Source organism: Nocardiopsis potens DSM 45234, from assembly GCF_000341105.1.
Classification (GTDB): Bacteria; Actinomycetota; Actinomycetes; order Streptosporangiales; family Streptosporangiaceae; genus Nocardiopsis_A; species Nocardiopsis_A potens.
In genome coordinates this window covers 41,752-65,600 of record NZ_ANBB01000027.1, presented here as the reverse complement: position 1 = coordinate 65,600, position 23,849 = coordinate 41,752, and the positions used below count along the sequence as shown (strand labels likewise).

23 protein-coding genes are annotated in these 23,849 nt (G+C 75.2%); 12 read left to right on the top strand and 11 right to left on the bottom strand.

Annotated features, from left to right (window positions below):
- Positions 1-84 precede the first annotated feature (84 nt).
- A complete protein-coding gene (locus tag D459_RS0110710; protein ID WP_017593004.1) occupies positions 85-762 on the bottom strand; it encodes a TetR/AcrR family transcriptional regulator in 678 nt (225 codons plus the stop codon).
- Positions 763-825: 63 nt separating this feature from the next.
- Between D459_RS0110710 and D459_RS0110705 the strand changes: the two genes are divergently transcribed.
- Positions 826-2,094, top strand: coding sequence for an FAD-dependent oxidoreductase (locus D459_RS0110705; RefSeq protein ID WP_020380123.1), 1,269 nt, complete (start codon positions 826-828; stop codon positions 2,092-2,094).
- 163 nt (positions 2,095-2,257) lie between these two features.
- Here the strand turns inward: D459_RS0110705 and D459_RS0110700 are convergent, their stop codons facing one another.
- Entirely contained in the window at positions 2,258-3,160 is a 903-nt protein-coding gene (locus tag D459_RS0110700; protein WP_026120266.1) for an MBL fold metallo-hydrolase, read from the bottom strand.
- A gap of 133 nt (positions 3,161-3,293) precedes the next feature.
- On the opposite strand from D459_RS0110700, the gene D459_RS36135 reads away from it, so the two are divergent.
- The 3 genes from D459_RS36135 (at position 3,294) to D459_RS0110685 (ending at position 5,684) form a co-directional block, all read left to right on the top strand.
- The gene (locus tag D459_RS36135; protein ID WP_017593001.1) at positions 3,294-3,470 is read left to right on the top strand and encodes a hypothetical protein; all 177 of its coding nucleotides are present in this window, start codon (positions 3,294-3,296) and stop codon (positions 3,468-3,470) included.
- On the top strand, positions 3,457-4,845 hold the full coding sequence (locus tag D459_RS0110690) for an amidase (protein WP_017593000.1): 1,389 nt from the start codon (positions 3,457-3,459) through the stop codon (positions 4,843-4,845). Before D459_RS36135 ends, D459_RS0110690 begins: the two co-directional genes overlap by 14 nt.
- 266 nt (positions 4,846-5,111) lie before the next feature.
- The gene (locus D459_RS0110685; RefSeq protein WP_081620519.1) at positions 5,112-5,684 is read left to right on the top strand and encodes a TetR/AcrR family transcriptional regulator; all 573 of its coding nucleotides are present in this window, start codon (positions 5,112-5,114) and stop codon (positions 5,682-5,684) included.
- Positions 5,685-5,742: 58 nt separating this feature from the next.
- On the opposite strand, the gene D459_RS0110680 is transcribed toward D459_RS0110685, so the two are convergent.
- On the bottom strand, positions 5,743-6,738 hold the full coding sequence (locus tag D459_RS0110680) for a sensor histidine kinase (RefSeq protein WP_241484998.1): 996 nt from the start codon (positions 6,736-6,738) through the stop codon (positions 5,743-5,745).
- Positions 6,739-6,993: 255 nt separating this feature from the next.
- Between D459_RS0110680 and D459_RS0110675 the strand changes: the two genes are divergently transcribed.
- From D459_RS0110675 to D459_RS0110660, 4 genes are all read left to right on the top strand, one after another.
- A complete protein-coding gene (locus D459_RS0110675) occupies positions 6,994-7,629 on the top strand; it encodes a response regulator transcription factor (protein ID WP_017592997.1) in 636 nt (211 codons plus the stop codon).
- Between the two features lie 163 nt (positions 7,630-7,792).
- The gene (locus tag D459_RS0110670; RefSeq protein WP_026120264.1) at positions 7,793-8,506 is read left to right on the top strand and encodes an ABC transporter ATP-binding protein; all 714 of its coding nucleotides are present in this window, start codon (positions 7,793-7,795) and stop codon (positions 8,504-8,506) included.
- Between the two features lie 65 nt (positions 8,507-8,571).
- Complete coding sequence (locus D459_RS0110665) at positions 8,572-9,306, top strand: ABC transporter permease (RefSeq protein ID WP_241484997.1); 735 nt, start codon at positions 8,572-8,574, stop codon at positions 9,304-9,306.
- The gene (locus D459_RS0110660; RefSeq protein ID WP_017592994.1) at positions 9,303-10,055 is read left to right on the top strand and encodes a hypothetical protein; all 753 of its coding nucleotides are present in this window, start codon (positions 9,303-9,305) and stop codon (positions 10,053-10,055) included. The genes D459_RS0110665 and D459_RS0110660 overlap by 4 nt, the downstream gene beginning before the upstream one ends.
- Positions 10,056-10,090: 35 nt before the next feature.
- On the opposite strand, the gene D459_RS0110655 is transcribed toward D459_RS0110660, so the two are convergent.
- The 3 genes from D459_RS0110655 to D459_RS31340 all read right to left on the bottom strand — a co-directional run bounded on the left by D459_RS0110655 (position 10,091) and on the right by D459_RS31340 (position 13,375).
- A complete protein-coding gene (locus D459_RS0110655; protein WP_017592993.1) occupies positions 10,091-10,537 on the bottom strand; it encodes a hypothetical protein in 447 nt (148 codons plus the stop codon).
- Positions 10,538-10,683: 146 nt separating this feature from the next.
- Positions 10,684-12,258, bottom strand: a complete 1,575-nt coding sequence (locus tag D459_RS31345) for a BCCT family transporter (protein WP_017592992.1) — start codon at positions 12,256-12,258, stop codon at positions 10,684-10,686.
- 415 nt (positions 12,259-12,673) lie between these two features.
- Positions 12,674-13,375 carry a maleylpyruvate isomerase family mycothiol-dependent enzyme gene (locus D459_RS31340; protein WP_241484996.1) on the bottom strand — a complete coding sequence of 234 codons (702 nt, stop codon included), beginning with the start codon at positions 13,373-13,375 and terminating at the stop codon, positions 12,674-12,676.
- 67 nt (positions 13,376-13,442) lie between these two features.
- On the opposite strand from D459_RS31340, the gene D459_RS0110640 reads away from it, so the two are divergent.
- The 3 genes from D459_RS0110640 to D459_RS0110630 all read left to right on the top strand — a co-directional run bounded on the left by D459_RS0110640 (position 13,443) and on the right by D459_RS0110630 (position 17,285).
- Positions 13,443-13,895 carry a MarR family winged helix-turn-helix transcriptional regulator gene (locus D459_RS0110640; RefSeq protein WP_017592990.1) on the top strand — a complete coding sequence of 151 codons (453 nt, stop codon included), beginning with the start codon at positions 13,443-13,445 and terminating at the stop codon, positions 13,893-13,895.
- Between the two features lie 746 nt (positions 13,896-14,641).
- Positions 14,642-16,084, top strand: a complete 1,443-nt coding sequence (locus tag D459_RS0110635; RefSeq protein ID WP_017592989.1) for a hypothetical protein — start codon at positions 14,642-14,644, stop codon at positions 16,082-16,084.
- Between the two features lie 34 nt (positions 16,085-16,118).
- A complete protein-coding gene (locus tag D459_RS0110630) occupies positions 16,119-17,285 on the top strand; it encodes an ARPP-2 domain-containing protein (RefSeq protein ID WP_017592988.1) in 1,167 nt (388 codons plus the stop codon).
- Positions 17,286-17,406: 121 nt separating this feature from the next.
- Here D459_RS0110630 and D459_RS0110625 read toward each other — a convergent pair whose 3' ends face one another.
- The 4 genes from D459_RS0110625 to D459_RS31330 all read right to left on the bottom strand — a co-directional run bounded on the left by D459_RS0110625 (position 17,407) and on the right by D459_RS31330 (position 21,655).
- Positions 17,407-18,138 carry a DUF6882 domain-containing protein gene (locus D459_RS0110625; protein ID WP_017592987.1) on the bottom strand — a complete coding sequence of 244 codons (732 nt, stop codon included), beginning with the start codon at positions 18,136-18,138 and terminating at the stop codon, positions 17,407-17,409.
- 77 nt (positions 18,139-18,215) lie between these two features.
- The gene (locus D459_RS31335; RefSeq protein WP_017592986.1) at positions 18,216-18,887 is read right to left on the bottom strand and encodes a hypothetical protein; all 672 of its coding nucleotides are present in this window, start codon (positions 18,885-18,887) and stop codon (positions 18,216-18,218) included.
- A 90-nt stretch (positions 18,888-18,977) separates the two neighbouring features.
- A complete protein-coding gene (locus tag D459_RS0110615) occupies positions 18,978-19,898 on the bottom strand; it encodes a 5'-methylthioadenosine/S-adenosylhomocysteine nucleosidase family protein (RefSeq protein ID WP_206540766.1) in 921 nt (306 codons plus the stop codon).
- Between the two features lie 5 nt (positions 19,899-19,903).
- A complete protein-coding gene (locus D459_RS31330; protein ID WP_017592984.1) occupies positions 19,904-21,655 on the bottom strand; it encodes a hypothetical protein in 1,752 nt (583 codons plus the stop codon).
- 87 nt (positions 21,656-21,742) lie between these two features.
- Here D459_RS31330 and D459_RS0110605 point away from each other — a divergent pair, with 87 nt between their 5' ends.
- Positions 21,743-22,483 carry an NUDIX hydrolase gene (locus tag D459_RS0110605; protein WP_020380121.1) on the top strand — a complete coding sequence of 247 codons (741 nt, stop codon included), beginning with the start codon at positions 21,743-21,745 and terminating at the stop codon, positions 22,481-22,483.
- A 37-nt stretch (positions 22,484-22,520) separates the two neighbouring features.
- On the opposite strand, the gene D459_RS0110600 is transcribed toward D459_RS0110605, so the two are convergent.
- The gene (locus D459_RS0110600; RefSeq protein ID WP_081620518.1) at positions 22,521-23,573 is read right to left on the bottom strand and encodes a YeiH family protein; all 1,053 of its coding nucleotides are present in this window, start codon (positions 23,571-23,573) and stop codon (positions 22,521-22,523) included.
- Positions 23,574-23,849 lie beyond the last annotated feature (276 nt).

Below are 23,849 nucleotides of genomic sequence, written 5' to 3'. Positions count from 1 at the left end.
CCGCCGTTCCCGGGCCGCCCGGCCGGACGAGGTGCCGCGAGCCGGTGCTCCCGGGAGCGGTACCGGGCGGCCGGGATCCCGGTGCTACGGCCGCCCTTCGGGGCCGGGCCCTCCGTCCGGTGCGGTGGGGGCCGGGGCGGCGGCGAGGGCCCCGTGCACGATCGCCGCCGCGCGGGCGCGGACCGCCTCCCGGTCCAGGGTCTCGGCGGGGCGTGCGACGAGGGTGAACAGCACGCCGGCGTAGAGGTCGCCCACGATCGGGACCGCGGCCTCGGGGACCGGCGACCCCGCCGCGGTGTGCAGGCCGGCGCTGGCGCGCACCGCGGCTCCGCCCAGTCCGGCCAGGGCCTCGGTGAGGGCGGGGCTGCGCCGCGCTTCCAGCTGGAGCTCGAAGACCGCCAGGTAGCGCTCGCGCAGCGCCGTCGCCGCGGTCCACAGCGATTCCGCGAGCAGGTCCGCGAACGCCTCGGCGTCCTCCGCCCACCAGGGCCGCCCGGACGGCTCCACCGCCGCGCCCTCCGTCCCCGTGCCCTCCGCCGCCGTGGCGGCCTCCATGTCCGCCAGGTGCAGCTCGACGATGCGCTCCGCGGCGGCGACGAGGAGCGCCTCCCGGCTGCGGAAGTAGTTGGAGGCCGTTCCCGCGGGCACCTCGGCGAGCGCTTCGACGGAGCGGTGGGTCAGTCCGTGCGCTCCGCGGTCGGCCAGCAGCGAGACGGCGGCGTCGGCCAGGGCGCGGCGCCGGTGCGGGTTGGGCGGCGGCATGGGCCGAGTATAGGCCCGCGCACCCCGTTCACTACTCTCGTACCGAATGCCACTACCATCGTAGTGAACGAGGGGCCGGCCAGCGGGGCGGCCGCCGAACGGGAGATCGGAGAAGCCATGCAGGAGCTGACCGCGGTGGTGGTCGGGGGCGGGATCGCGGGCCTGGCATCGGCCGCCGCGCTGGCCCGCGAGGGCTGGCGCACCACCGTGCTGGAGCGGGCCGGGGAAGCGGGCGAGGTGGGGGCGGGCGTCGCGCTGACCCGCAACGCCGCGGCCGCCCTGCGCGGCCTGGGGTTCGACGACGGCGCCATCGCCGGGCTGGGCGCGCCCACCTGGGCGAGCGGCACCCTGGACATGCGCGGGCGGCCGATGTTCCGCTTCCCCGACGACCCGGAGACCCGGCGGACGACCGCGCTGGTCGGCGTGCACCGCCGCCGGCTGCACTCCGCGCTGCTGGAGAGGGCGCGCGCAGCGGGCGCGGAGCTGGTCACCTCGGCCCGGGTCACCGGCGTCCGCCCCGGAGAACCGGGCGGCGCCCGCGCGGTGGTGCGGGCCGGCGACCGGTCGTTCCCCGCCGACCTGGTCGTCGGCGCCGACGGGGTGCGCAGCGCGGTGCGCGCGGCGCTGTTCCCCGGCCGCCGCCCCGCCTACAGCGGCTACTCCAGCTGGCGCGCGGTCGTCACCGGCCTGCCCGCGGAGCTCGCGGGCGACGGCTCGCTGCGCCAGTTCTGGGGGCCGCACGCGGAGTTCGGCGTGATGCCGGTGCACGGCGGGGAGACGTACTGGTACGGGTACGTGCGGCTGCCCGAGCGCACCCGGTTCGACGACGAGTCCGCCGCCGCCTCCGGCAGGTTCGCCGGCTGGGACCCGCTGGTGGAGCGGATCGTCGCCGCCACGCCGCCCTCCGCCCTGCTCCGCCACGACGTGCACCACCTGCCCGGCGGCCTGCCGCGCTACGCCCGGGGCCGGGTGGTCATGGTGGGCGACGCCGCGCACGCCACCCTGCCCACGATGGGGCAGGGCGCGGCGACCGCGCTGGAGGACGGGCTCTGCACCGGCCTGCTGGTCGGGGCCCCGGTCGCGGCCGGCGGCGGCCTGTCCGCCGCGCTGTCCGCCTTCGACGCCGCCCGCAGGCCCCGGTGCCGGGCGCTGGCCCGCGCCTCCGTGCAGGCCGGCCGGTTCGGTTCGCACCTGGGCGGCGGGTGGCGGCAGTCGCTGCGCAACGGGCTGATGCGCCGCCTGCCCCCGGCGGTGCTCGCCCGCGCCACCGACGGCGTCATGGGCTGGCTGCCCCCGGAACGCGCCGTCCCCGCCGACGGCCCGCGGGACTGACCCCGGAAGGCCCGGTCCGGCCGCCGGGTCGCGGCGGCCGCAGGGCGGCCCGTCCGGGGAGGGGCGGCCCCGCCGGACGCGGGCTCGGCCCGGAACCGCCGAGCGGAGCCTGCGGGAAGGGACTTCCCGGCCCCGCCGCCGCCCGGGGCTCATCCCGGTCCGCTCACCGGCGCGGCGGGACCGGCTCCAGCCGGTAGCCGCCGCCGTGCCGGACCACGCGGCCCGCGGTGGGCGGCGGGAAGTGCGTGCCGAGGAGGAGGGTCCCGGTGCCGGCGAGCGAGTCGAGCAGTGCGCCGCGCACCGCCCGGGCCTGCTCCGGGTCGGTGTCGACGCAGCTGGTGAGATCCGGCCGGGCCAGCTGGACCGGGTGGTGGACGCAGTCGCCGGTGATCAGCGCCGTCCCGCCGCCTCCGTCCACCCGGACGGCGACGTGGCCCGGCGTGTGCCCGGGGGTGGGCAGCAGGCGCACGCCCGGGGCGGCCTCGGCCCCCTCCGCCGGGACGTCGACCGGGTCGAGCAGCCCCGCCTCCTCGACGGGGTCCACGGAGTCGCGGAACATCTGCCGCCGCGCCGCGTCCATCTCATACCCCCGCCAGAAGTCCCGCTCGGCCCGGGAGACGACGTAGCGGGCGTTGGGGAAGGTCGGCTCCCATGCGCCGGACCGCTCGCGGGTGTTCCAGCCGACGTGGTCGGTGTGCAGGTGGGTGAGGACCACCAGGTCGACGGAGTCCGGCGGGAACCCGGCGGCGATGAGCCGCTCCAGGTAGCCGGTGCGCAGGCCGTTCCAGGCCGGATTCGCCCGGGTCTTCCCGTTGCCGATCCCGGTGTCGACGAGGATCCGCCTGCCGCCCGCGACCAGCGCGAAGCCGTGGCTGTCCAGGCGGAGCAGGCCGTCGCCGCCGGCGTAGGCGGGGTGCAGCCACTCCTCCTCCGCGACCAGATCGGGGGTGGCGCCGGGGAGCAGCCAGGGGCCGGTCGGCGGCGGGAGCGGGGTCTCGTCGATGCGGTGCACCCGCACCCCTCCCACATCCCAGAACGGCGTGCTCTCAGTCCGGCCATGTCGCATGGGGAGACCTCCTCCTGGTGGGCCGCGGCGGGTTGCCTCCGGTGACCCTAGGTCCCTACACTCCACTAACGCAAATATTTAGCTTTTACGGGCACCGCCCCGTTCTTCACCGACCGGAAGGGAAGACCCCCGCATGCCGGATGCACCGGATGGCCCCGTACCGCCGGAGGCCGACCGGGACGCCCGGGTGGCCGCCGCCGCCGAGCACCTCCGCTCCGTCGTCGCCCTCCTGCGCGAGCTCGACCTCGCCGACACACCGCCCACCGCCGCCTACCGCGCAGAGGAGGCCCGCACCGATGCGGCCCTATGAGCTCTCCCTCGCCGACGCCGCTAAGGCGGTGCGGGAACGGCGGCTCTCCCCCGTCGAACTGGTCGACTCGGTCCTGGAGCGGCTGGAGGAGGTCGAGCCGCGCCTGGGCGCCTACGCCTCGGTCGACGCCGAATCCGCGCGCGCCGGGGCGCGGCGGGCCGAGCGCGAGGCCGCGGCCGGGCGGTTCCGCCCGCTGCTCGGCGTCCCCGTCGGACTGAAGGACCTGATCGACGTCGCGGGCAGGCCCACCGGGGCGGGCTCGCGGGTCCGGGAGGGTCACCGCGCGCGCTCCGACGCCGAGGTCACCGGGCGGCTGCTGGCGGCGGGCGCCGTCCCGATCGGGAAGACCCGCACCCACGAGTTCGCCTACGGGCTCATCACCCCGCAGACCCGCAACGCCTGGGACCGCGGCCGGATCGCCGGCGGCTCCAGCGGCGGATCGGCCGTCGCCGTGGCGGCGGGAAGCGCGACCTTCGCCCTGGGCACCGACACCGGCGGGTCGATCCGGGTACCGTCCGCGCTGAACGGGGCCGTCGGCCTCAAGCCGACCTACGGCCTGGTCTCCCGGCACGGCGTGACCCCGCTGTCCTGGTCGCTGGACCACGTCGGCCCGATCACCCGCACCGCGCGGGACGCGGCCCTGGCGCTGTCCGTCCTCGCCGGACACGACTCGCGCGACCCGGCGTCGGTGCCCGCCCCCGCCGCGGACCTCCTCCCGGGGCCCGACCCGGACCTGACCGGGCTGCGCGTCGGCGTGCCGCGCAACCACTACTTCGACCGGGTGGACCCGGAGGTGGAGGCCGCGGTCCGGCGGGCCGTCGCCCGGCTGGAGGAGCTCGGCGCCCGCACCGTCGAGGTCGAGATCCCGCTGGCCCGCTACGCCCAGGCGGTCCTGCACGGCCTGGTGGCCCCGGAGGCCGCCGCCTACCACGAGCCGACGCTGCGCACGGCGCCCGAGCTGTACGGGGAGGACGTCCGCCTCCTCCTCGAGGCCGGGGCGCGGCTGAGCGCGGGGGACCACCTGCGGGCCCAGCGGGCCCGGACGCTGATGCGGCGGGAGTGGGCGCGGCTGCTGGAGGGGGTCGACGCGATCGCCGCGCCGGCCACCCCGGTGACCGCGGTGCGCACCGGGGAGGAAGGGCTCACCTGGCCCGACGGCTCGGTGGAGAGCGTCTCCGACGCCTACGTGCGGCTGTCGGCCCCCGCGAACGTCACCGGTGTGCCCGCGCTGTCCGTACCGGTCGGCCGGGACGGGGCGGGGATGCCGATCGGGATGCAGCTGCTCGGCCGCCCCTTCGCCGAGGCGGTGCTGCTCCGCATCGGGCACGCCTACGAGCTGGCCGAACCCGGTCCGGGGATCGCACCGGTGCGCTGATCCCCTCCCCGGGCCCGTTCGCCCCGGGTTCGGCCGGGACGGGGACCTGCCCGGCACGGCCGGGCCCGCGCCTCCGGCAGGAAGGGCGCGGGCCCCGGTCGGCCCGCCGGCACCGGCTGCCGCCTGCGGGAACGCGGCGCGAGGGGCCGTCTGCGGCGCCGGCGGGCCCTCGTCGCGCACGCTCCGCACGGGACGCGGCCGCCCGGCCGGGGATCGGCCCCGTCCTCCCCGGCCCTCGTGCGAATTCTTTGCCTTAGAGTGTCGCCATGCCCAGCAGACCGACCGTACGCCCAGGCGGGCGCAGCGCCCGGATCCAGCAGTCGGTTCACGCCGCCGTGCGCGATCTGGTGGCGGAGTCGGGCCGCGACGCCCTCACCGTGCCGCTCATCGCGGCGCGCGCCGGGGTCACCCCGTCGACGGTCTACCGCCGCTGGGGCGACCTGCAGGGGCTGCTCTCCGACGTGGCGGTGGAGCGGCTGCGCCCCGAAGCGCCCCCGGAGGACCTGGGCGGCCTGGCCGAGGACCTGGCGGTCTGGGCGGAGCGGTTCCTGGAGGAGATGGGCTCCGCTCCCGGCCGGACCTACGTCCGCGACGCCCTGCTCGGCGACCCGGAGGGCGGCAACCCCGTCCTGTGCTCGTCCTATGCGGCCGAGCAGGTCGAGACCGTCCTCGCCCGCGCCGCCGACCGGGGGGAGGACGCGCCCGGCGTCGAGACCGTCCTGGACCGGGTCGTCGCGCCCCTGATGTACCGCATCCTCTTCCGCCCCGGCGGCCTCGACGCCGGATACGCCCGCGGCCTGGTCGCCGACCTGCTCACCGCCCGGACGCCGGACCGCTAGCCCCGCGCCGGGCGATACCGGCCGGCCCCGGCGGCCCGGGAGGCACGGCGCGCAGGGCTCAGTCCTGTGCCGGCAGCGGCAGCTCGGCCAGGACGCGCGTCCCTCCTCCCGGGCGGTCGGAGACCGTCAGGCGGCCGCCGACCGACTCGGCGCGTTCGCGCATCCCGGCGATCCCCGACCCGGCGCGCCCGCCGGGCGGGATTCCCCTGCCGTCGTCGTCGACCCGGACGACGAGCCGCTCCCCGACCGGCGCCACCATGAGTTCGCACCGCTCGGCCGCCGCGTGCCGGACCATGTTGCTCAGCGCCTCCTGGGCCACCCGGGTGGCCGCGAGAACGGTCTCGTCCCTGCATTCCGGCAGGTCGATGCGGGCGTCCACGTCCACCCCGCTCACCTTCGCCGCCGCGACCAGTTCGCGGAGCGCGGCGGCGCCGCGCCCGCCGCCGAGTGCGGTGCGGTCGCGCCTGCGCAGGGACCGGACCAGGGCCTGCACCTCCTCCAGCGCGGCGCGCGAGCGGTGCTCGATGTCCTCCAGGGCTTCGAGCATCTCCCCCTTGTCCGAGTGCGAGACGGCGCGCGCGACGCCCGCCTCGGCGCTGATGGTGCTCAGCGCGTGCCCCACGATGTCGTGCACCTCGCGGGCCATGGCGGCCTCCCTCCGCGCCTGCTCGGCCTCGACCCGCCCGCGCTCCGCCCGCCGGACGGCGGCGGCCCGCTCCGCCTCACTGCGCGCGAGGAGCCAGGCGGCGCCGATCGCGCCGAGCCCGAAGACGGCCCGCTGCACCGGGTCGCCCTCCGGCACGCTGATCCCCAGCACGAGGGCGGCCGCCACCAGGACCCCGACGGCGACGGGTCCGGCGGCGCGCTTCCGGGACCGGTGCTGCAGCGCCAGGGGGTACAGGCACCAGGCCGCCCCGATCATGGGGTCGGTGGTGGCCGAGACCGCCCAGCCGGCCGCCGTGGCGCCGAGCAGCCGCTGCCCTCCCCCGTCGAGGGCGAGGACCGGGGGGACCCAGAAGACCAGCACGGCCGCCGCCGAAACGGCGGCGTCCACGAGCCAGGACGCGGCGGCGCGCCGGCCCGGCGCGCCCCGGCGCCCTCTCTTCACCCGCCGGCCCCGGAACGGCGATCCGACCCGCGCGGCCGCCGTGCTAGCATCCCTGCCCCCGATACCGGCGAGCCGTTTCCGCGGAGGGAGATGAACGTGCAGGCATCGAATTCATATTCCTCCGCTCCGACGGACGGCACCGGTTTCAGCGCGGGCGGAGCCGAGGGCGGCCTTTCCGCCGGGAGCAGCATAGACGTTTTCATGGCCGACGACGACGCCGGTTTCCTGCGCGCCTACGAGAGGTTCTTCGAAAAGGTCCCCGGCTTGAACCTGGTCGGTTCCGCCGGGACCGGGGAAGGGCTCGCCGAGCGCCTGGCCGGGCTGGAACCGGACGTCCTGCTGCTCGACGTCGAGATGCCGGGGCCGACCGGGATCGAGGTCGTCCGCGACCTGCACCGGCGCTCCCTGCCCACGAGGACCGTGGTGCTCACGGCGTTCGACCGCGACGAATACGTGCACGAGGCGCTGCGCTGCGGCGCGGCCGGCTTCCTCCTGAAGAGCGCTTCGCCCGCCCGGGTGCTGAGCGCCGTCAGGGCGGTCCATGCGGGGCACGCGTCGCTGGCGCTGAACGTGGCGTCCCGCCTGGCCGGCCTCCTGCCCGCCGGCGAGGGCCCCGGCCGCGCCGGAGCGGGCGGGGGGCGTCCGTCCTTCACCGGGCAGCAGGCGAAGATCTGCCGGCTCCTGGCGGCCGGGTACCGGAGCCAGGACATCGCGGACGAGCTGCACCTGAGCAACGAGACCGTGCGGACGTACCTCCGGCGGATGTTCGAGAAGTTCGGGGCCAGGAACCGGACCCAACTCGTCGCCCTGGCCTATGAGGCGGGCGTCATCCGCTGAGACCCGACCGGCCTTCCGGGGCCGGCGCCGCCGGTCGCCGCCCCGCCGGTCGATCCCGCCGCGCTTTTCCCATTGTCCCCTTTCGGGTGTCAGCACGGCGGACCCGCGCGCGTGATGCTGGACCCGCACGGAGAAAGCGTCCGACCGAGGAAGACCGGTGCCGATGATCGAAGTGAAGAACGTTTCAAAGAAGTACGGGCCGAAAACGGCCGTCGACGGGGTGAGTTTCACCGCCGCCCCCGGGCGGGTCACCGGGTTCCTCGGTCCGAATGGAGCGGGGAAATCGAGCACGCTCCGCATTCTCCTGGGGCTCGACCGGGCCACGTCCGGGACGGCGCTCATCGAGGGCCGACCGTACACGTCGATACGGCGGCCGCTGAGGACCGTCGGTGCGATGCTCGACGGTGCCTCGGCGGTCCCGGAGCGCCGCGGGGTCGACCACCTGCGCTGGATCGCCCGGTCCAACCGCATCCCGTCCCGGCGGATCTCCGAGGTCCTGGAGACGGTGGGCCTCTCCGAGGCCGCGAAGGTGCGGGTGGGCAAGTACTCCCTGGGCATGAGGCAGCGGCTGGGCCTGGCCGCGGCGCTGCTCGGAGAGCCGCGCATCCTCGTCCTCGACGAGCCGGTCAACGGCCTCGACCCCGAGGGCATCCGCACCGTCCGCACGTTCCTGCGGCGATACGCGGACCAGGGGAACACCGTGCTGCTCTCCAGCCACCTGATGGGCGAGACCGCGGAGACCGTCGACGACATCGTGATCATCGACAAGGGCCGCATCATCGCGGACGGCGCCCTGGCCGAGGTCACCGAAGGGCATGCCTCGCTCGAAGAGGCGTTCTTCTCGCTGACCGGCGGCCGACCCGGGCAGAGCCGGTGATCGGCGTGCCGGACATCATCCGCTCCGAGCTGGCGAAGGCTCTGACCCTCCCGAGCGTCTGGATCATGACGGGCGCCGTCCTCGCGCTCAACGTCTTCTTCCAGTACCAGACCCTCGGTTTCAACATCGACACGGTCGCCGGCGTGCGGCCCGACGGAATGGCCGAGGTCGACGGGCGGCTCGTCCACGCCGAAACGGAACTCCGCCAGACGCTCGGCGTCGGCGTCTTCAATCCGGGCCTCCTCTTCCCGATACTCGGCGCGGTGATCGCCGGCGCGGAGTTCCGCGCCGGGCAGCTGGGCCTGAGCGTGGTCGCCGTGCCCGACCGCACCCGCCTGGTCCTGGGCAAGTTCCTCGCCACAGCGGTCTATGCGCTCGCGCTCGGGACCGTGTGCATCGCCATCGCCGCGGCGTTCACCTACGCCGCCGTCGGCGGCTGGAACCCCGGCATGCTGTGGAGCCCGGAGATGCTGGCCACCGAGGCCCGCCTGCTGCTGTTCATCGTCACGTTCACGCTGATCGGCACCGGGATCACCCTCATCGGCCGGCGCACGCCGACCGGGGTCGTCGCGGTGGTGCTCCTGATCATGCTGACCATGGCGCAGATCGTCGCAGTGGTCTCGCCCGCCGCGGACGCGTTCCTGCCGTTGAGCGCGGCGCGCAACCTCCTGCTGCAGGGGCGCGATGCGGGCGCCCCCCTGACCGGCAGTGCCGGACACGGCGCGGCCGTCCTGACCTGCTGGGCGCTCGCCGCCACCGCCGCCGCGACGCTGGCCGTCAAGCGGAGGGACGCCCGATGAGCGCAGCGGCCGCACCGCCCGAGATCCGCCGGCGCGACGTCATCGCCGCGGAGGCCGTCAAGATCGCCACGGATCCGGTCGCCGTCGCCCTGCTCGCCGTCGCCGCGGCCGTGAACACCCTTCTGGCGGTGATCGACGCGTCGGGCACGGCCTTCTACACCGGGGGCGCCCGGGGACCGTCGACGCTCTCCTCCTTCGGCACCCTCATGCTCGCCCCGGTGTACGCGTTCCTGGTCCTGCCCGTGCACGCCGCGGCCGGCGAGTACCGCGGCGGGCAGCTCCGGATGAGCCTCGCCGCGACGCCCGACCGGCGCGTCCTCCTGCTCGGGAAGACGGCCGCGATGATCGCGGCGGCGCTCGCCGCCGCGGTCGCCGCGCTCGCCCCCGCGCGGCTGATCATCGGGATCTCGGCAGGGCTGGGGGCCGGCGGGCTCCTCCTCGACCTCGGGCGCTGGGTCGCCGTTTACGTGCTCATGTCGGCCATCGCCTTCGGCCTCGCCGGCCTTCTCCGCAGCGCGATCGCACCCCTGGGGATCCTGATCACCCTCCCCGTCGTCGTCGCCACCGGTGCCCTGCAGTGGCCCGCGGGGCTCCGGTTCCTGCCCGACCAGGCGGCCCTGAGCCTGGTCGGGACCCCCGCCTACGACGTGCACCAACTCCCGCCGGGGACCGCCGCGCTCGCCCTCGCGCTGTGGGCCCTCCTCTCCCTCACCGGGTACGGAGCGGCCCTGATCCGCCGCGACGCCTGACCCGCCCCGGATTCCAGGGAGGCGTCCGTCCGGGTTCAGAGGTGCGCTCTGACCTGCCGCACCCGGTGCCCCAGCAGCCCGCCGATCCGGGTGAGCTCTTCCTCGGTGAGCCAGGCGCGCACGGGGTTCCAGACCTTGATCTCGAAACGGGCGAAGCCGCACGGCCAGCGGTAGTCCAGTGCGTTCAGCGGCGTCTCCGCCCCGCAGCAGGGAAGCTCCGCCATGAGGTCGGCGAAGCCGCTCTCATGGCAGGCTCCGACCAGGTCGGCCCACTGCTCCGGGGCGATCGCGGCACCGCAGCCCGGGCAGCCGATCCGCTCCAGGTTCGCGCCGCAGTCGATGAGGGCGATCCCCTCGTGCCAGGTCGTCTCGGTGTCCCCGTCCGCTGCCGCCGCGGCGGCGGACGCGGCGCGCCGCGCCGCGTCCGGCCCCGGGCTCCAGTCGGGGTCGGACGGGATGACGGAGAGGGTGTCGTCGCTCACGGTTCCACTCGATTCCACCGGCGCCGGGGGCGGGCAGAGTCCTCCGGGGAGGCGCCAGGGTACCGGGGCCGTCCCGGACGGGGAACCGGGAAACGGAAGCGCCGCGCCCCGCCGGGGGCGGCGGGGCGCGGCGCGGGGGCGGGAGGTCAGCGGCCGGCGGCGGCCGGGGCGGGCTCCTGGTGCTCCGCCTCGCCCTGCTCCGCGGGGGCGGCCTGCTCGGCGGTGGGCGCGGAGCGGCGCGGGGCGGTGATGCCCTGTTCGGCGGCGAGTTCCATCACCACGCGCGGGCCGGTCCACAGGGTCGGCAGCAGGATGAAGCCGACCGGGACCGCGGCGACCACGATGAACGACTGGAGCGCGTCGACGCCGCCGTCGCCGACGCCGAGCAGGGCGGCGCCGGCCAGGCCCATGCCCAGGCACCAGAACAGCCGGACCCATCTGGAGGGTTCGCCGTCGCGCATGCTGGACGTCGAGATGGTGTAGGACATGGTGTCCATGGTGGAGGCGAAGAAGATCAGCGACACGGCCACCATGATCACGCCGAGCACCGCGGTGTAGGGCAGCGCCTGGATGATGGACATGGCGGCGGCCGGCAGCCCGTGCTCGGCGTAGGGGCCCGAGACCACGCCGGGCTGCTGCCGCTCCAGGTAGAGGCCGGTGCCGCCGAGGGCGCTGAACCACACGTTGGTGACGACCGCGGGCAGGACGGTCGCGCCGACGAAGATGTCGCGGACGGTGCGGCCGCGGGAGATGCGGGCGATGAAGATCGCCATCATCGGCGCGTAGCCCAGGAACCAGCCGAAGAAGAACACGGTCCAGTAGGCGAGCCACTCGGTGTCTCCGCGGAACAGCGACATGGCGGTGAACTCGCGGACGTAGACCGCACTCGCCTGGAGGTAGGCGTCGGCGACGAACGCGGCCGACCCCAGGGCGACGATGGCCAGCACGAGCAGGAGCGCGACCCACACGTTGATCCTGCTCAGCAGCTGGATCCCGCGCGAGATCCCGCTGAGCAGGGAGACCGCGGCGACCGCGGTGAGGGCGAGGATGATGCCCACCTGGACGGCGTAGCCGTCGGGCGTGCCGAAGAGGGTGCCCGACATGTAGGAGACCTGCAGGCCGAGGAAGCCGAGCGGCCCCACGGTGCCGGCGACGGTCGCCACCACGCAGGCGATGTCGGTCGCGGTGCCCAGCCAGTGCGTCCGGACCCGCTCGCCCATCAGCGGGTAGAGCAGCGTCCGCGGGCGCAGCGGCATGCCCTTCTGCACGCCGTGCATCATGACCAGGGTGGCGAGCGAGCCGCCGATGGCCCAGGCGGCCAGCCCCCAGTGGGTGAAGGTCTGGGCGAGCGCCACGGCGACGTCGGCCATCGGCCCGTCCAGGGAGTCGGCGTACTGCGGCGGGGCCTGGGTGTAGTGGGCGATCGGCTCGGCCGCCGCCCAGAACACGCCGCCGGCCGCGAGCAGCGTGGTCAGCACCATGGCGACCCACTTGAAGCGGCTGAACTCGGGCTTGCCGGTGCCGCCCATGCGCACCCGGCCGTAGCGGGAGAAGGCGAGCACCGCGGCGACCGCGACGGTGGCCGTCAGGAGCAGCTGCCAGAAGGCGCCGAACCAGTCGGCGGACCAGGTGAAGGCGGCGCTCACGGCGGATCCGGTGGCGCCGGGGGCGATGAGGGCCGCGGCGACGAAGGCCGCGAGCAGGCCGCCGCTGACGGCCATCACCCAGGCGTCCGCGCGCCCGGTTCGGGGCAGGGGCGAACGCCGCTCGTCGATCGTGGTGATTGGAGGACACTCCTCGGGGTCCGTCCGCGACCGGAATGGCACGTCGGTCTGCGGACGCCGGCACGCGGCCGGTGACAGTCAGGGAAAGCCAGGGGCTTCCGGCAAAACGCCCATGCTAGCCAGAGCAGTCCGGCCGCGGCGGGTGGCGCGTTTCACCCGCCCCCTTCCCGCCCTGCTGACAAGGGGATCCGCCGCGACGTGCCGTATCCCACCCGCCCGGCGCGTTTCGACGCGCACGGCGCCTCGGAGTCCGTCCGGGGCGCCGAGGGGAGGCGTGCCCCGACGGCGGGCGCGGGGAGGGCCGGGGGCGCGGGGCGCATTTCCGGTGCCCGCCTCCTCCCCCATCGGCGGATCAGGGGCGGGCCCGGTGGAGTGCGCCCCTGCTCAGCCGGTGGACCAGTGCGGGGGCTCCGGCCCCCTCCAGCCGGTCGAAGGCGGCGGGGCGCGCGGTGAGCAGCAGCAGGAGCGCGGCCAGGGGCGCCCGCACCTCGGCCCCGCTCCCCGCCGACCAGTCGGTGTCGGTGGCGGTGAGCCGGAAGCCGCGCATCCTCCGGCGGGCCCGGAACGGCCACCCCATCGACCAGACCCGGTCCGCGGCGGCGCGGCCCGGCCCCGGCGGCACCGGGCGGTCCAGCCCGAGCGGGACCGCCATGTCCTGCCCGTGCACCAGCACGTCGACCAGGATGTTGCGGTGGTCGGTGACCGCCGGGATGCGGTGCGAGCCGGCGCGCTCCCGGAGCTCCGCGGCGAGTGCGGCGGCCGGGCGGGCGGCGGCGTAGCGCACGGCGGCGTCCCGGTTGAACCGGTCGATGCTGCCGCCCGCGCGCACCGTGCCGGCCAGGATCGCCGCCAGGCCGGGCGGTCTGCTGGTCATCGCCAGGTGCGCGGCGACGTCGCGCACCCGCCAGCCCGCGCACAGCGACGGCGCCTCCCACTGCTCATCGGTCAGCCCGTCCAGCAGATCGGCCAGTTCGATCCGCTGCCCGGTGATGGCCTGCCAGATCGTCGCCTCGTCCATGGCGCGCCCCCAGGGGCGGCGGCGGGTGCTCCGCACCCACCGGATATAGTAAGAATCTCTGACCATTTGATCAGATGTCCGCACCGGCGTCAATGGGGGGCGCATGGCACGCACCGAGAAGGAGCCCGCCGGGCTCAACACCGGCCTCCTGCTGTTCATCCCGTACCGGGCGCTGGAGAACCGGGTCTTCGCCGCGCTCCGCGAGGCGGGCTTCACCGATTTCACCCTCGCTCAGGCCCGGGTGCTGCAGCGGGTCGGCCCGCACGGCACCCGGCTCACCGACCTGGCCGAGCAGGCGCAGGTCACCAAGCAGACCGCCGGGTACCTGGTGGACCAGCTGGAGGGAATGGGGTACGTGGAGCGCACCCCCGACCCGACCGACGCCCGCGCCCGGCTGATCCGCGTCGCCGAGCGCGGCCGCCGGGCCGCCGAGCGCGCCGCGGAGGCGGTCGCCGAGGTGGAGGCGGAGTGGCGGGCCCACCTGGGCGCCGAGGACATGGACCGGCTGCGCGGCATCCTCACCCGGCTGCGCGCCGCCACCGACCCCTACGCCTGAGACCGCCGCCGGGAGGACTCCGCCCCCGGCCGGGGCCCTCGGCGGGCTCCCCGCCGCAGCGGCCGCCCGGCGACGGGCGCTCCCGGCAGGACCGCGCAGGGCCGCCGACCGCCCGGCCCCGGGCCGAGGACGTCCGGCCGGAGCAGGCCGGGGCGACGGGGCCGGCGGAGCCGCCCGTACGCCCCGGCCGCCTCCCGGCCATCGGCCCCGACACGGCCGCCCCGCCTGCGGCACGCCCGCCGGCCGCGAGGGCGCCGGCCTCCTTCCGGGCCGGCCGCCCGCCCCTGACCGCAGAGGCGGCGCTCTGCTGCCGGGCCCGAAGCGAGCGGGGAGCGGGAGGCGGCCGCGCGCCGGGGCCGGGCCGGAACGGGCGGTGGCGCCCGCTCCCGCCGACCGCGCGGCCGGGGAAGGCCCGGCCTGAGCGGATCGCCCGCCAGTGCACAGAGCGCGGCCCGGCGGGATCCCCCGTGCGAGGGCCCCTTCCCGCCGGTCGCGCCGAGCGGACCGCGTCCCCGGCCCGGCCGGGGCGGCGTCCCCGGCCCGGCCGCGCTCCGGGCCGTGCGGTGCGCCGGGGCCCGGGGCGGCCGGAAAACGCCGTGACCGCCGGGAAACCCCGCTGCTAGCCTCGGGGCGGGCCGGCCGTGGGACTCCGGTGCGACTTCCGGATATCGCCTCTTAAGCGCTCATCACGCAGTTCGCCCCTCCACTTCCCCGGCCGGCCTCCCCCACCGATCAGCGGAGCGTCCATGACCGACACCTACGCCGACCTTCTGGCCTGCGAGGACGTCCTGCGCTTCACCAACGCCGCGATCAGCGGCACCGGGCAGCGGGAGTTCCTCGACGGCCCCGGCGAGCAGCGGCTCACCCTCGATTTCCTCCACTCCTACGTGCGCGTCAACTACCGGGACCTGTACGCGGCGGCGCTCGCCCTGGACGTCAACGACCACAACGCCGCGCGGATCGTGCACGGGCTGCTCTCCGAGCCGGCCGCGCCCGGCGCCGCCGCGCTGCCCGAGGAGGGCGCGCTGATCGCCCGCCGCCTGGCCGACCTGCCCCCGCAGCGCGCCTACCGGCTGTTCCGCCGGCTCGCCGCCGACCGGGTCAACAACCGCCGCACCCGGGCGGTCATCGCCCGGTGGCTGCGGAACCGCCCGGACCCGGCGTTCGACGCGGTCAAGTACCGCTCCGGGCTCACCGCCGCCGCCCGCCACGCCCACCTGCGGCTGCCCGGCGAGCTCGCCGACTTCTGCTTCGCCGCCGGGCGCCGCACCCGCCCGTTCGCCACCCCGGTCCTGGAGGCCTACCGGAGCGCCCGGTACAGCATGGAGGCCGCCTACGGGCTGCCGCTCACCGTGGCCGCGGGGTTCGCCGCCCGGCACCGCGTGCCCCGGGACCGGTTCCTGGAGCGCGCCCGCGCCTCGGCGACCTCCGGCGAGCTGCTGCGGATGGACCGCGACATGCGCGAGCGCGCCCTGCCCACCGGCTACGACCTGGGCCGGGCCGACCTCACCCGGCTCTGCTCCTACGTGCTCGCGCTGCCGGTCCGGGAGCGCGAGGAGCGCCGCGCCGAGCTGACCGGCGCGCTGCGCGCCTCGGCCCGGCGCACCGCCGGCGCGCACGCCGGGACCTGGGGCCCCACCGCGGCGGTGCTGGACGACAGCTACTCCTCCTTCGGCTCCCCGGTGAAGCGGAACCGCCCGCTGGCGGTGGCGCTGGCCTGCCACTTCCTCATGGCCGAGCTGTCCCCCGGCTACACCGCGCACTGGCTGTCCGGGCGCACCGACGCGCTCACCGTCCGCCCGCTGGGCTCCAGCCCGCTGGTCGAGCGGATCCTGGACGCCCTGGACACCCGGCCGGAGCGGCTGGTCATCGTCTCCGACGGGCACGACGACTGCCCGCCGGTGCCCGCGGCGCTGCTGGACGCCTGGCGCACCCGGATCGACCCGGACCGGACCGTCTCCGCGGTCCACCTCAACCCGGTGGTCGACGCCGAGCGGCTGGGCACCGCCCCGCTCTCCGCGTCGGTGCCCGTGGTGGGCATCCGCGACGCCGCGGCGCTGCCGTCCCTGGTCGAGCTGGCCCGGTTCGGCGAGGGCTCCTCCGGCCTGGCCGACCTCCGCGCCCACCTGGACCGGCGGGTCGCCGCCTACATCGCCGCCCCTGCGGCCGGGGCGCACCGGCCGCGATGACCCCCCGGCCGCCGAGACGAGGAGGCAGGACCCCGTGACCGCCATCGACACCACCGGCCTGCACACCGGCGCCGCCCAGGTTCGCGGGTCGGTGCGGCTGGTGCCGCTGCTGCGCCCGGAGCCCATGCCCGGGCTGCGCCTGCACCCCGCGCTGACCGGCGCGGACGCGGCGGTGGTCGGCTCCGGTCGGCGCCCCCGCTACACCGCGTTCGTGCCGCACGCCTACGTCGCCTCCTGGGACGGCGACGACGGCCCGTCCGCCGCCTACGGCACCCGGCTGTCGGCCGCGGGGGGCGGCGCGGGGGACGGCGCCGGGGCCGAGCCGCCGCCGCGGATCCGGGTGGCCCGGCTCCGCCGCCAGGTGCAGCGCACCGACCGGGCCCGGCTGCGCTTCCTCCCCCTGCACCTGGCCATGGAGGGCCTGCTCAGCCTGCACTTCGGCGGCCCGGACATCGCCTGGCAGGAGTGGTCGCGGGACACGCTGCGGCGCGGCCTCTCCCCCCGCGAGGAGGCCTCCTACCTGGGACTGTCCGTGCCGGGCATGGAGGAGGCGCTGCGCACCTTCGAGATCGTGCCCGGCCAGTGCGGGGTGGCGCTCTACGTCGGCGACGAGCTCGCCTCGGTCTTCGCCGTCCCGCACCCCGAGGACTACCGTCTGCTCCACCCCACCCTGGTGCTGGACATGTTCGGCGAGGCGGTCTACCGCAACGCGCTGTTCGCCGGGCCCCCGCCCGACCTGTACGCCCCGCTGCGCACCCGCGGCGTCACCGACCTGGCGGGGCTGCGCGCCGCGCTGGCCGAGCAGCGGGCCTCCTGGACCGCCTTCCACGACGGGGCGATGCTCGCCCCGCTCACCGACCCGCAGTACGCCTTCACCCGGGTGTACCGCCTGGGCGGGTTCACCCTGTGGCGGTTCCTGCCTCCGTTCGACCCGGCGCGCGGCAACCACATCGGGGAGGCGGTCACCGACGCCGAGGGCCGGCTGGCGTACCTGAAGACGTTCGCGCTCTCCGCGGCGCAGACCCGGCGCGGGTACCTGATCCTTCGGCTGGCCGCGGCCGACTGGCGGCTCGACGGCGCCGCGGCCGCCCTGGGCACCGACCGGCGCGGCCTGATCGCCCGGCTGGACCGCGCCGGCCTGGGGCACCTGCTCCGCCGGGACATCCTGGACCGGTACCGGGCGGGCCGCGCCGACCCCTGAGGCCGCCGCGGGGAAACCCGCCCCGGTCGATGATCTCGGCGTTGCGGGGGTATCAGAGCGCTCTGATACCCCCGCAACGCCAAGATCATCGGGAGAAGGGCGGCCCCGGCACGGCCGGGGCTCACCCCTGCTGCTGCCCCTTCATCGTCCCCTTGATGTCGGAGACCCGGTTGAGCTCGTCGAAACTGACCGTGGCGGTGAAGCCGGGGAAGGAGAAGTGGAAGCTGCCGTCCTCGGGGGCGACGGCGGCGCTGAGGCCGCGCCGCTGCGCGTAGCTCCACAGGGCGCGCCGGTGGTCGTGGAGCCGGAGCCCGCCCAGCCCCTGCTGGAGGACGCGCATGACCCGGGCCGGCTCGGGGGCCGGCAGCCGGAAGTCGGGGTGCTCGATGAGGAACGCGGCCCGGGTGCCCCCGCCGATGTCCCCGGTGTAGGAGGTCCAGTTCCCGGTGATCGCCTTGGCGGCCTCCAGGAAGACCGAGGCGACGAGGTTCGGATCGCCCTGGGCCTGGGGGAGCCCGTCGAACGGGATCTCCGCGTCGGCCAGCTCCGCGATGCCGTACTTGGCGCCGAAGTCGCGCAGCGAGGCGGAGAGCTCGGTGACCGGCCCGGGGATGGAGGAGTTGGCCCACGCCCACAGCCACGACCCGGGGCCGGGGGCGGCGCTGCCCAGCAGGTGGAAGCGGGTGCACTGGAGCGGGCGCTCGCCGTCGAAGGCGAACCGCTGCTCCTGCAGGTCGACCGACCAGTTGTGCGCGCCGAGCACGTCCTCCAGGTGCAGCTGGTGCTCCAGGGAGAGGAAGGCGGCGTCGTCGAGGATGTTCGCCAGAGTGAGTGTGTTCTGCACGCGGCGCACACTACCGGCCCCTCCCGACATCCGGCCCGGGCGGGGACTGGCTTCCGGAGGAGGGTCCCGGGCCGCCTCCGGCGGCCTCATGCGTCCAGAGGCGGCTCCGCCCTCGGCGGTCCGCTTCCCGCCTCCCAGACCGCGGAGAAGAAGTCCCGCGCGAATTCGTAGAGGGCACCGGGGAACGGAGCCCTTATGCAGGGGGAGTCCCGACCGTGCTCCTCTTCCCGGTAGAAGGTGATGAAGGCGGCCCGATCGGTGAGCACGATCCGGAGCGTGTTGGGGAGTTCGTAGAAGCGGACCTGCACCCCGCCCTGCTCCTCGCCGAGTTCGGTGAGGTAGTGGGCGTTGGTCCGCACCTGCTCCGCCAGCATCCCCTCGTAGAGGCCGGGATCCGAGCGGCGCACGGCGGACTCCCTCCGGTGCAGCCAGGAGTCCCGGCCTCCCCCCGGGGCGGGAAGGAGGAACCGCGCGCTCTCCAGGCGGCCTTCCTGCCAGGCCCGGGCCAGCATTCCGCGGGTGAACTCGTTTCCCCGCCCGGCGACCACCTTCAGCCAGCGGGCCCGGGAGATCTCCTCCACCAGATCGGCCTCGGCCTCTTTCTGGTGCGGGTAGAAGCGGTCGATCCCGACCCCGGTGGCCCTGGCGAGCAGGCGCACCCCGGCTCCCCGCACATGGCGGGAGAGCATCCAGCTCGCGGCCACGGCGACCAGCGAAGCCGCCAGGGAGCTCAGCACTCCGACGATGAAAGACGCCATGTCGACCCCTCGGTTCGGAGCAGGTGCGCGGGCCGCCCGCCGTTCCGGCGAGAGGCCCGCGGCGGTTCCGGTCTCGTGCCGACCGGCGGGTCAGAGGAGGTAGGGGATGAGTCGCCGCAGGACCGAAGCCGCGTTCCGCGCCGCCGCAGCGTGGTGGGAGTCGCCCTTCCGCCGGTCGGCGTGGTCGCTGATCCCGCGCACGACCACCCAGCCGGGCGTTCGCCCCGATCCCACCGAATTCTCCTGGCAGAACTGACTGAGCCCGCCGGCCTCCATGTCGACCGCGAGGACCTTGTCGTTGTAGCCGCGCAGGAAGCGCCGGTTCTCGTTGTCCTCGTCCGCGATCACGGCGTCGCCTGAGCCGATGGGGCCGTGGTGTGCCTTGAAGCCGCCGTCCCGCGTGCCCCCGGCGGACGCGGCCGGAAGGAGCGCGGGTTCGCCATGCTCGGTGAAGAAGGCATTGACCGAGTGCAGGACGTCGGCCGGGGCCTCCCTCTCCTCTCCCCGGTGGCGCGTTCCCTGCCCGGTCTCCTTGCGCAGGTCGTAGTAGACGACCCTGGTCCCGACGACGACGTCGCCGAGCGCAACACCGTCGTGCACGCCGCCGCCGATCCCGACCAGGGCCAGCAGGGCCGGGTCGTAGTGGCGGCGCAGGTTCTCCAGCGCCCCCATGCAGGCGCGCTGCCCCTGCCCGATCGTCCGCACCGCCACGGCCCTGGCCGGCCTCCCGTCCGCTGCGACCTCTCCGGTGTAGAAGAACGGTCTGCGCGGCCCGTCCTCGTCGCGCTTCAGGCCGAGCGCCTTGATCAGTTCGGCGGTCTCTTCGCTGAGCACGGTCACGATCCCGACGTCCCACGCCTCCTGGGGCGCTTGGAGGCGCGGCCGCGGCCGCTCCCCGGCCTCGGGCAGGCCTCCTCCGACGTTCACCGTCGCCCCGTCTCCGACGGCCGAGTTGGTCACGTTCCCGGAGCCGTAATTGACCACTCCGCTGTTCCCCACGATTCGCTTCACCGTTTTCAGTCCTTCTTCCTCTGCTCGTCCCCGCCCGGGTTCTGCTCACCCTGACCGGAATTGACCTGGGAGTTCCGCCCGGACGCGTAATTGGTCTGGTTGTTGTCCCCCATGTTGAAAACGCCTTTGTTGATGATCCGGACTGCGGCCTCGGAGAACTCGGAGGTGTCGACCCCCTTCTCCTCCAGGAAGTCCTCAACGGTGGAGACGATGCGCTGCTCGACCACCTTGGTCCGGGCGAACACCGCCTCCTGGTCCCCTTTGCCGACGTCCCGCCACTCCTGGGCCGCCTCCTCCCGCGCGCTGAAGCGGGTTCCGACCGGGATCCAGCGAACCGGCCGCAGGGTGCGGTCTTTCTGCGCCCAGAGCGCGGCCGCGACCGTGAACGGAAGTTCGAGCAGGCGGATGACCCGCCATGCCTCGGTGAAGAGTTCCGCGGCGCCCTTGAGCGCGGACCATACGACCGCCGCCTTGCCGACCTCCGCGTAGGAGTCGATCCGGTGGAACGCCTTGGGCGTCCGGCCCAGGGCGCAGGCGGAGAAGCCGATGCTGAGCGCCCTTCCCTCGACGGTCACCGCGACCAGCACCGTCGTGAACAGCTCTCCGCCCTCCGTGGGGACCGTCACCTCCAGGTAGTGGCGGACCGACCCCCGGGGCCTGTCGATGACCGCACCGAGGTCCTCCTCCCGCAGCCGCTCTTTGAGGAGGGTCCGGTCAGCGGAGACGGCGATCTCCGGAACGCAGAGCCGGTCGGAGGCCTCGATCCCCTCCAGCCTGACGTCCTCGGCGTCGTCCTCCAGGCTTCGGAACGCCTGTTTCAGGTGGTCGACCAGTTCATGTGCCGCGAAGGGCGGCCGTTCGTACTCGCGCCGCCGATACTGCCTCTTCTCGTCCTCTTCACGCAGCAGCGGCACGGTCAGCGGCGAGGGCCAGTAGTGCGCGAGTTCGCCGCAGCCGGCGAAGAGCGTCATCTCCTCCCGGTTCCTCAGCACGTCCAGCACGTCGTCTCCGGCCTTGCGCTCCCAGCGCCGGTAGACCGCGCAGTGGTGCTTCTGCTGCTCGTCGACGGCCTTCTCCCGCGGAAGCAGCCGACTCGCCTTGAGTTCGGCCCTGCCGTGCACCCGGTTGATCAGGAGTTGGCGCGCCGCGCCCGCGAGCAGACCCGCCGCCGCCAGTACGCCCAGAACCGCCCCCAGAGTGCCGAGGGCCTCTTCCGGCCGCTGGTCTGCGACCATGCAGGCCACCAGCAACACCGCCGCGATACCGGCGGCGCCGATGCGGATTCCGCGGAGCCGGCGCTTTCTCTTCTCATGGTCGAGGTAACCGCCGCTCCTGCCCTTCTTCTCGCGCTCCAGCCAGTTCTCGGCGGTCCGGTCGACGCGCAGCCGCAAGGTGTCGTAACCGGTGAGGACGGTGAACCGGAGGAGCACTCCCGACGCGAGTACGCAGCCGGCCATGACCGCGGCGAGCGCGTGGCCGAGTAGTACCGCGCAGGTCAGAACGGTTGGAACGCAGACCAACAGCGCGTTGTCCAGCCCCCAGGCGTACCAGGCGTGCCTGACGACCGGGACGAGGTCGAATCCGTACGACGGGGCGACCCGCCAGTAGGGCGCGTTGTGGACGCTGCGGATGATCCGGTCCCGGAAGCCCCGGTGGAAGTAGACCCCGGCGCACATGTGCCGCGTGGCCGCCGTGTCCCTGTCCTTGTCCGCCCCCTGAGCCTTCTGCCGCTCCGGCAGGACATGGGTCTCGCTCATGTGCTCCCCTCACTGGACGCACTTAAGGTCGAAGTGACCGTAAGTCGGAGGATAGTTTTTAGTCAAGATGACCTTTAGGGGGTGGCCATGAGCGGCCAACGCGACCGCAGAGCAGAGCACGAGCAGGCCTCGGTCACCGTCGACCTGGTGATCTTCACGATCCGGGGCGACGAGCTCCAGGTGCTGCTGATCGAACGAGGCAAGGAACCGTTCGCCGGAATGCAGGCCCTTCCCGGCGGATACGTGCGGATCGGCGAGCCCCTGCACGATGCCGCCCGGCGCGAACTGGCAGAGGAGACCGGCGTGGACGACCGTCGGCTCCACCTGGAGCAGCTCCGCTCCTACGGGAATCCGGGCCGCGACCCCCGCGGCAGGGTGGTGACCGTCGCCTACCTGGCCCTGAGACCGGACCTTCCCACCCCCAGGGCCGGGACGGACGCCAGTGCCGCGGGGTGGGTTCCGGTCGAGGAGGCGCTCGCCGAGGCGGATTCACTCGCCTTCGACCACGAGGTGATCCTGCAGGACGCGCTGGAGAAGGCCCGGACCAAACTGGAGTACACCACGGTCGCCACGGCGTTCTGCGTGGAGCCGTTCACCGTGAGCGAGCTGCGCCGGGTGTACGAGGCCGTCTGGGGCATCGCCCTCGACCCGAGCAACTTCCGGCGGAAGGTGACCCGGGCCGAGGACTTCCTCGAGGCCACCGGCGAGCGGCGGATCCTGGACGCGGGGCGCCCGGCCGCGCTTTACCGGAGAGGGGGCGCCGCGCTGCTGAGTCCTCCGCTACACCGGCCCGAGGACGCCTCAAGGGGGCGGCTCCTCTCCTTCTGAGCCTCCCCCTTGCCCTCGGCCGGGCCGCTTCTTCCGATCAGGCCGCCGCGGCCAGGCCGGCCAGGGTGGCCGCGGAGATGAAGAGGGTCGCGGCGCCGCCGAGGAGGAGGGGGCGGCCGCCGGTGCGGGCGAGAGTGGGCAGGTGGACGCCGGTGCCCATGCCGAACAGGCCGGCGGAGAGCAGCACGGTCTGCAGGACGGCGCCGGTCTCCAGGAGCGGGGCGGGGAGCAGGCCGCTGCCGCCGAGGGCCGCGGCGGCGAGGAAGCCGACGACGAACAGCGGGACCAGGGGCGGGCGGCGGCCGGAGGCCGGGGCGGTGCCGCGGGCGCGGGTCCACAGGCCGAGGGCGACGATGAGCGGGGCGAGCAGCACCACCCGGGTGAGCTTGACGATGACGGCGGCGGCCAGGGCGGCGGAGCCGACCGCGCCGGCCGCGGCGACGACCTGTCCGACCTCGTGCACGCTGGCACCGATCCACATGCCGGTCAGGTCCGGGCCGAGGCCGAGCAGGCCGGCCAGCGCGGGCAGCAGCGGCACCGCGATCGTGCCGTACACGGTGACCAGGGCGACCGCGGCGGCGACGTCGTCATCGTCGCCGCCGACCGTGTCGTTGACCGCCGCCACCGCCGACGCCCCGCAGACCGACACCCCGGCGGCGATGAGCAGCCGGCGGCGCGTGCCGATGCCCAGCGCCCCGCCCAGGGCGGCGGTCGCGACGAAGGTCGCCGCCAGCCCGCCGGCGACGACCAGCAGCACCGGCCACCCCAGGGCCAGCACGTCGGGCAGGGAGAGGCTCAGGCCGAGCAGCACGATGCCGGCCCGCATCGGCGTCCGGGTCGCCGCCTTCAGCCCGGGGCGGGCCGCCTCCGGCAGCAGCCCGGTGTTGGCCAGCACCGCCCCGAGGAGCAGTGCGACGATGAGGGCCCCGGCGGCGGGCAGCAGGGCGTGCACGGCCATGGCGGCGGCGACGCCGGCCGCGGCCACCCCGAACCCGGGCAGCAGCGGCACCAGCCGGCGCGGGAGGAGGCGCGCCGCGGCGCCGCCCGCCCGCGGCTCGGACACACCTGGCGAATCGGTCTTCTGGGTCATGTCCACCACACTCCCGGCGCCCGCACCACCCCGGTAGAGGGCGGTTCCGCAGCGGGCCATGCAGTGGCTGCATGACCGCCGCCCGCCCGCCGGAGCGAAGACGGGAGGCCGGGAGCGCTCGCCCGACACTCGGAACCCGGACCGGCAGGGCCCCTCCCCCGTGGCGAGCAGCACCACCGGCCCCGCCCGGACGGACCACCGGAACAGGGTGGACCGGACGAGGACATGCACCGGCCCCGGCATCGGCACGGACTCTCTCCTCCCTGCCCCAGGAAG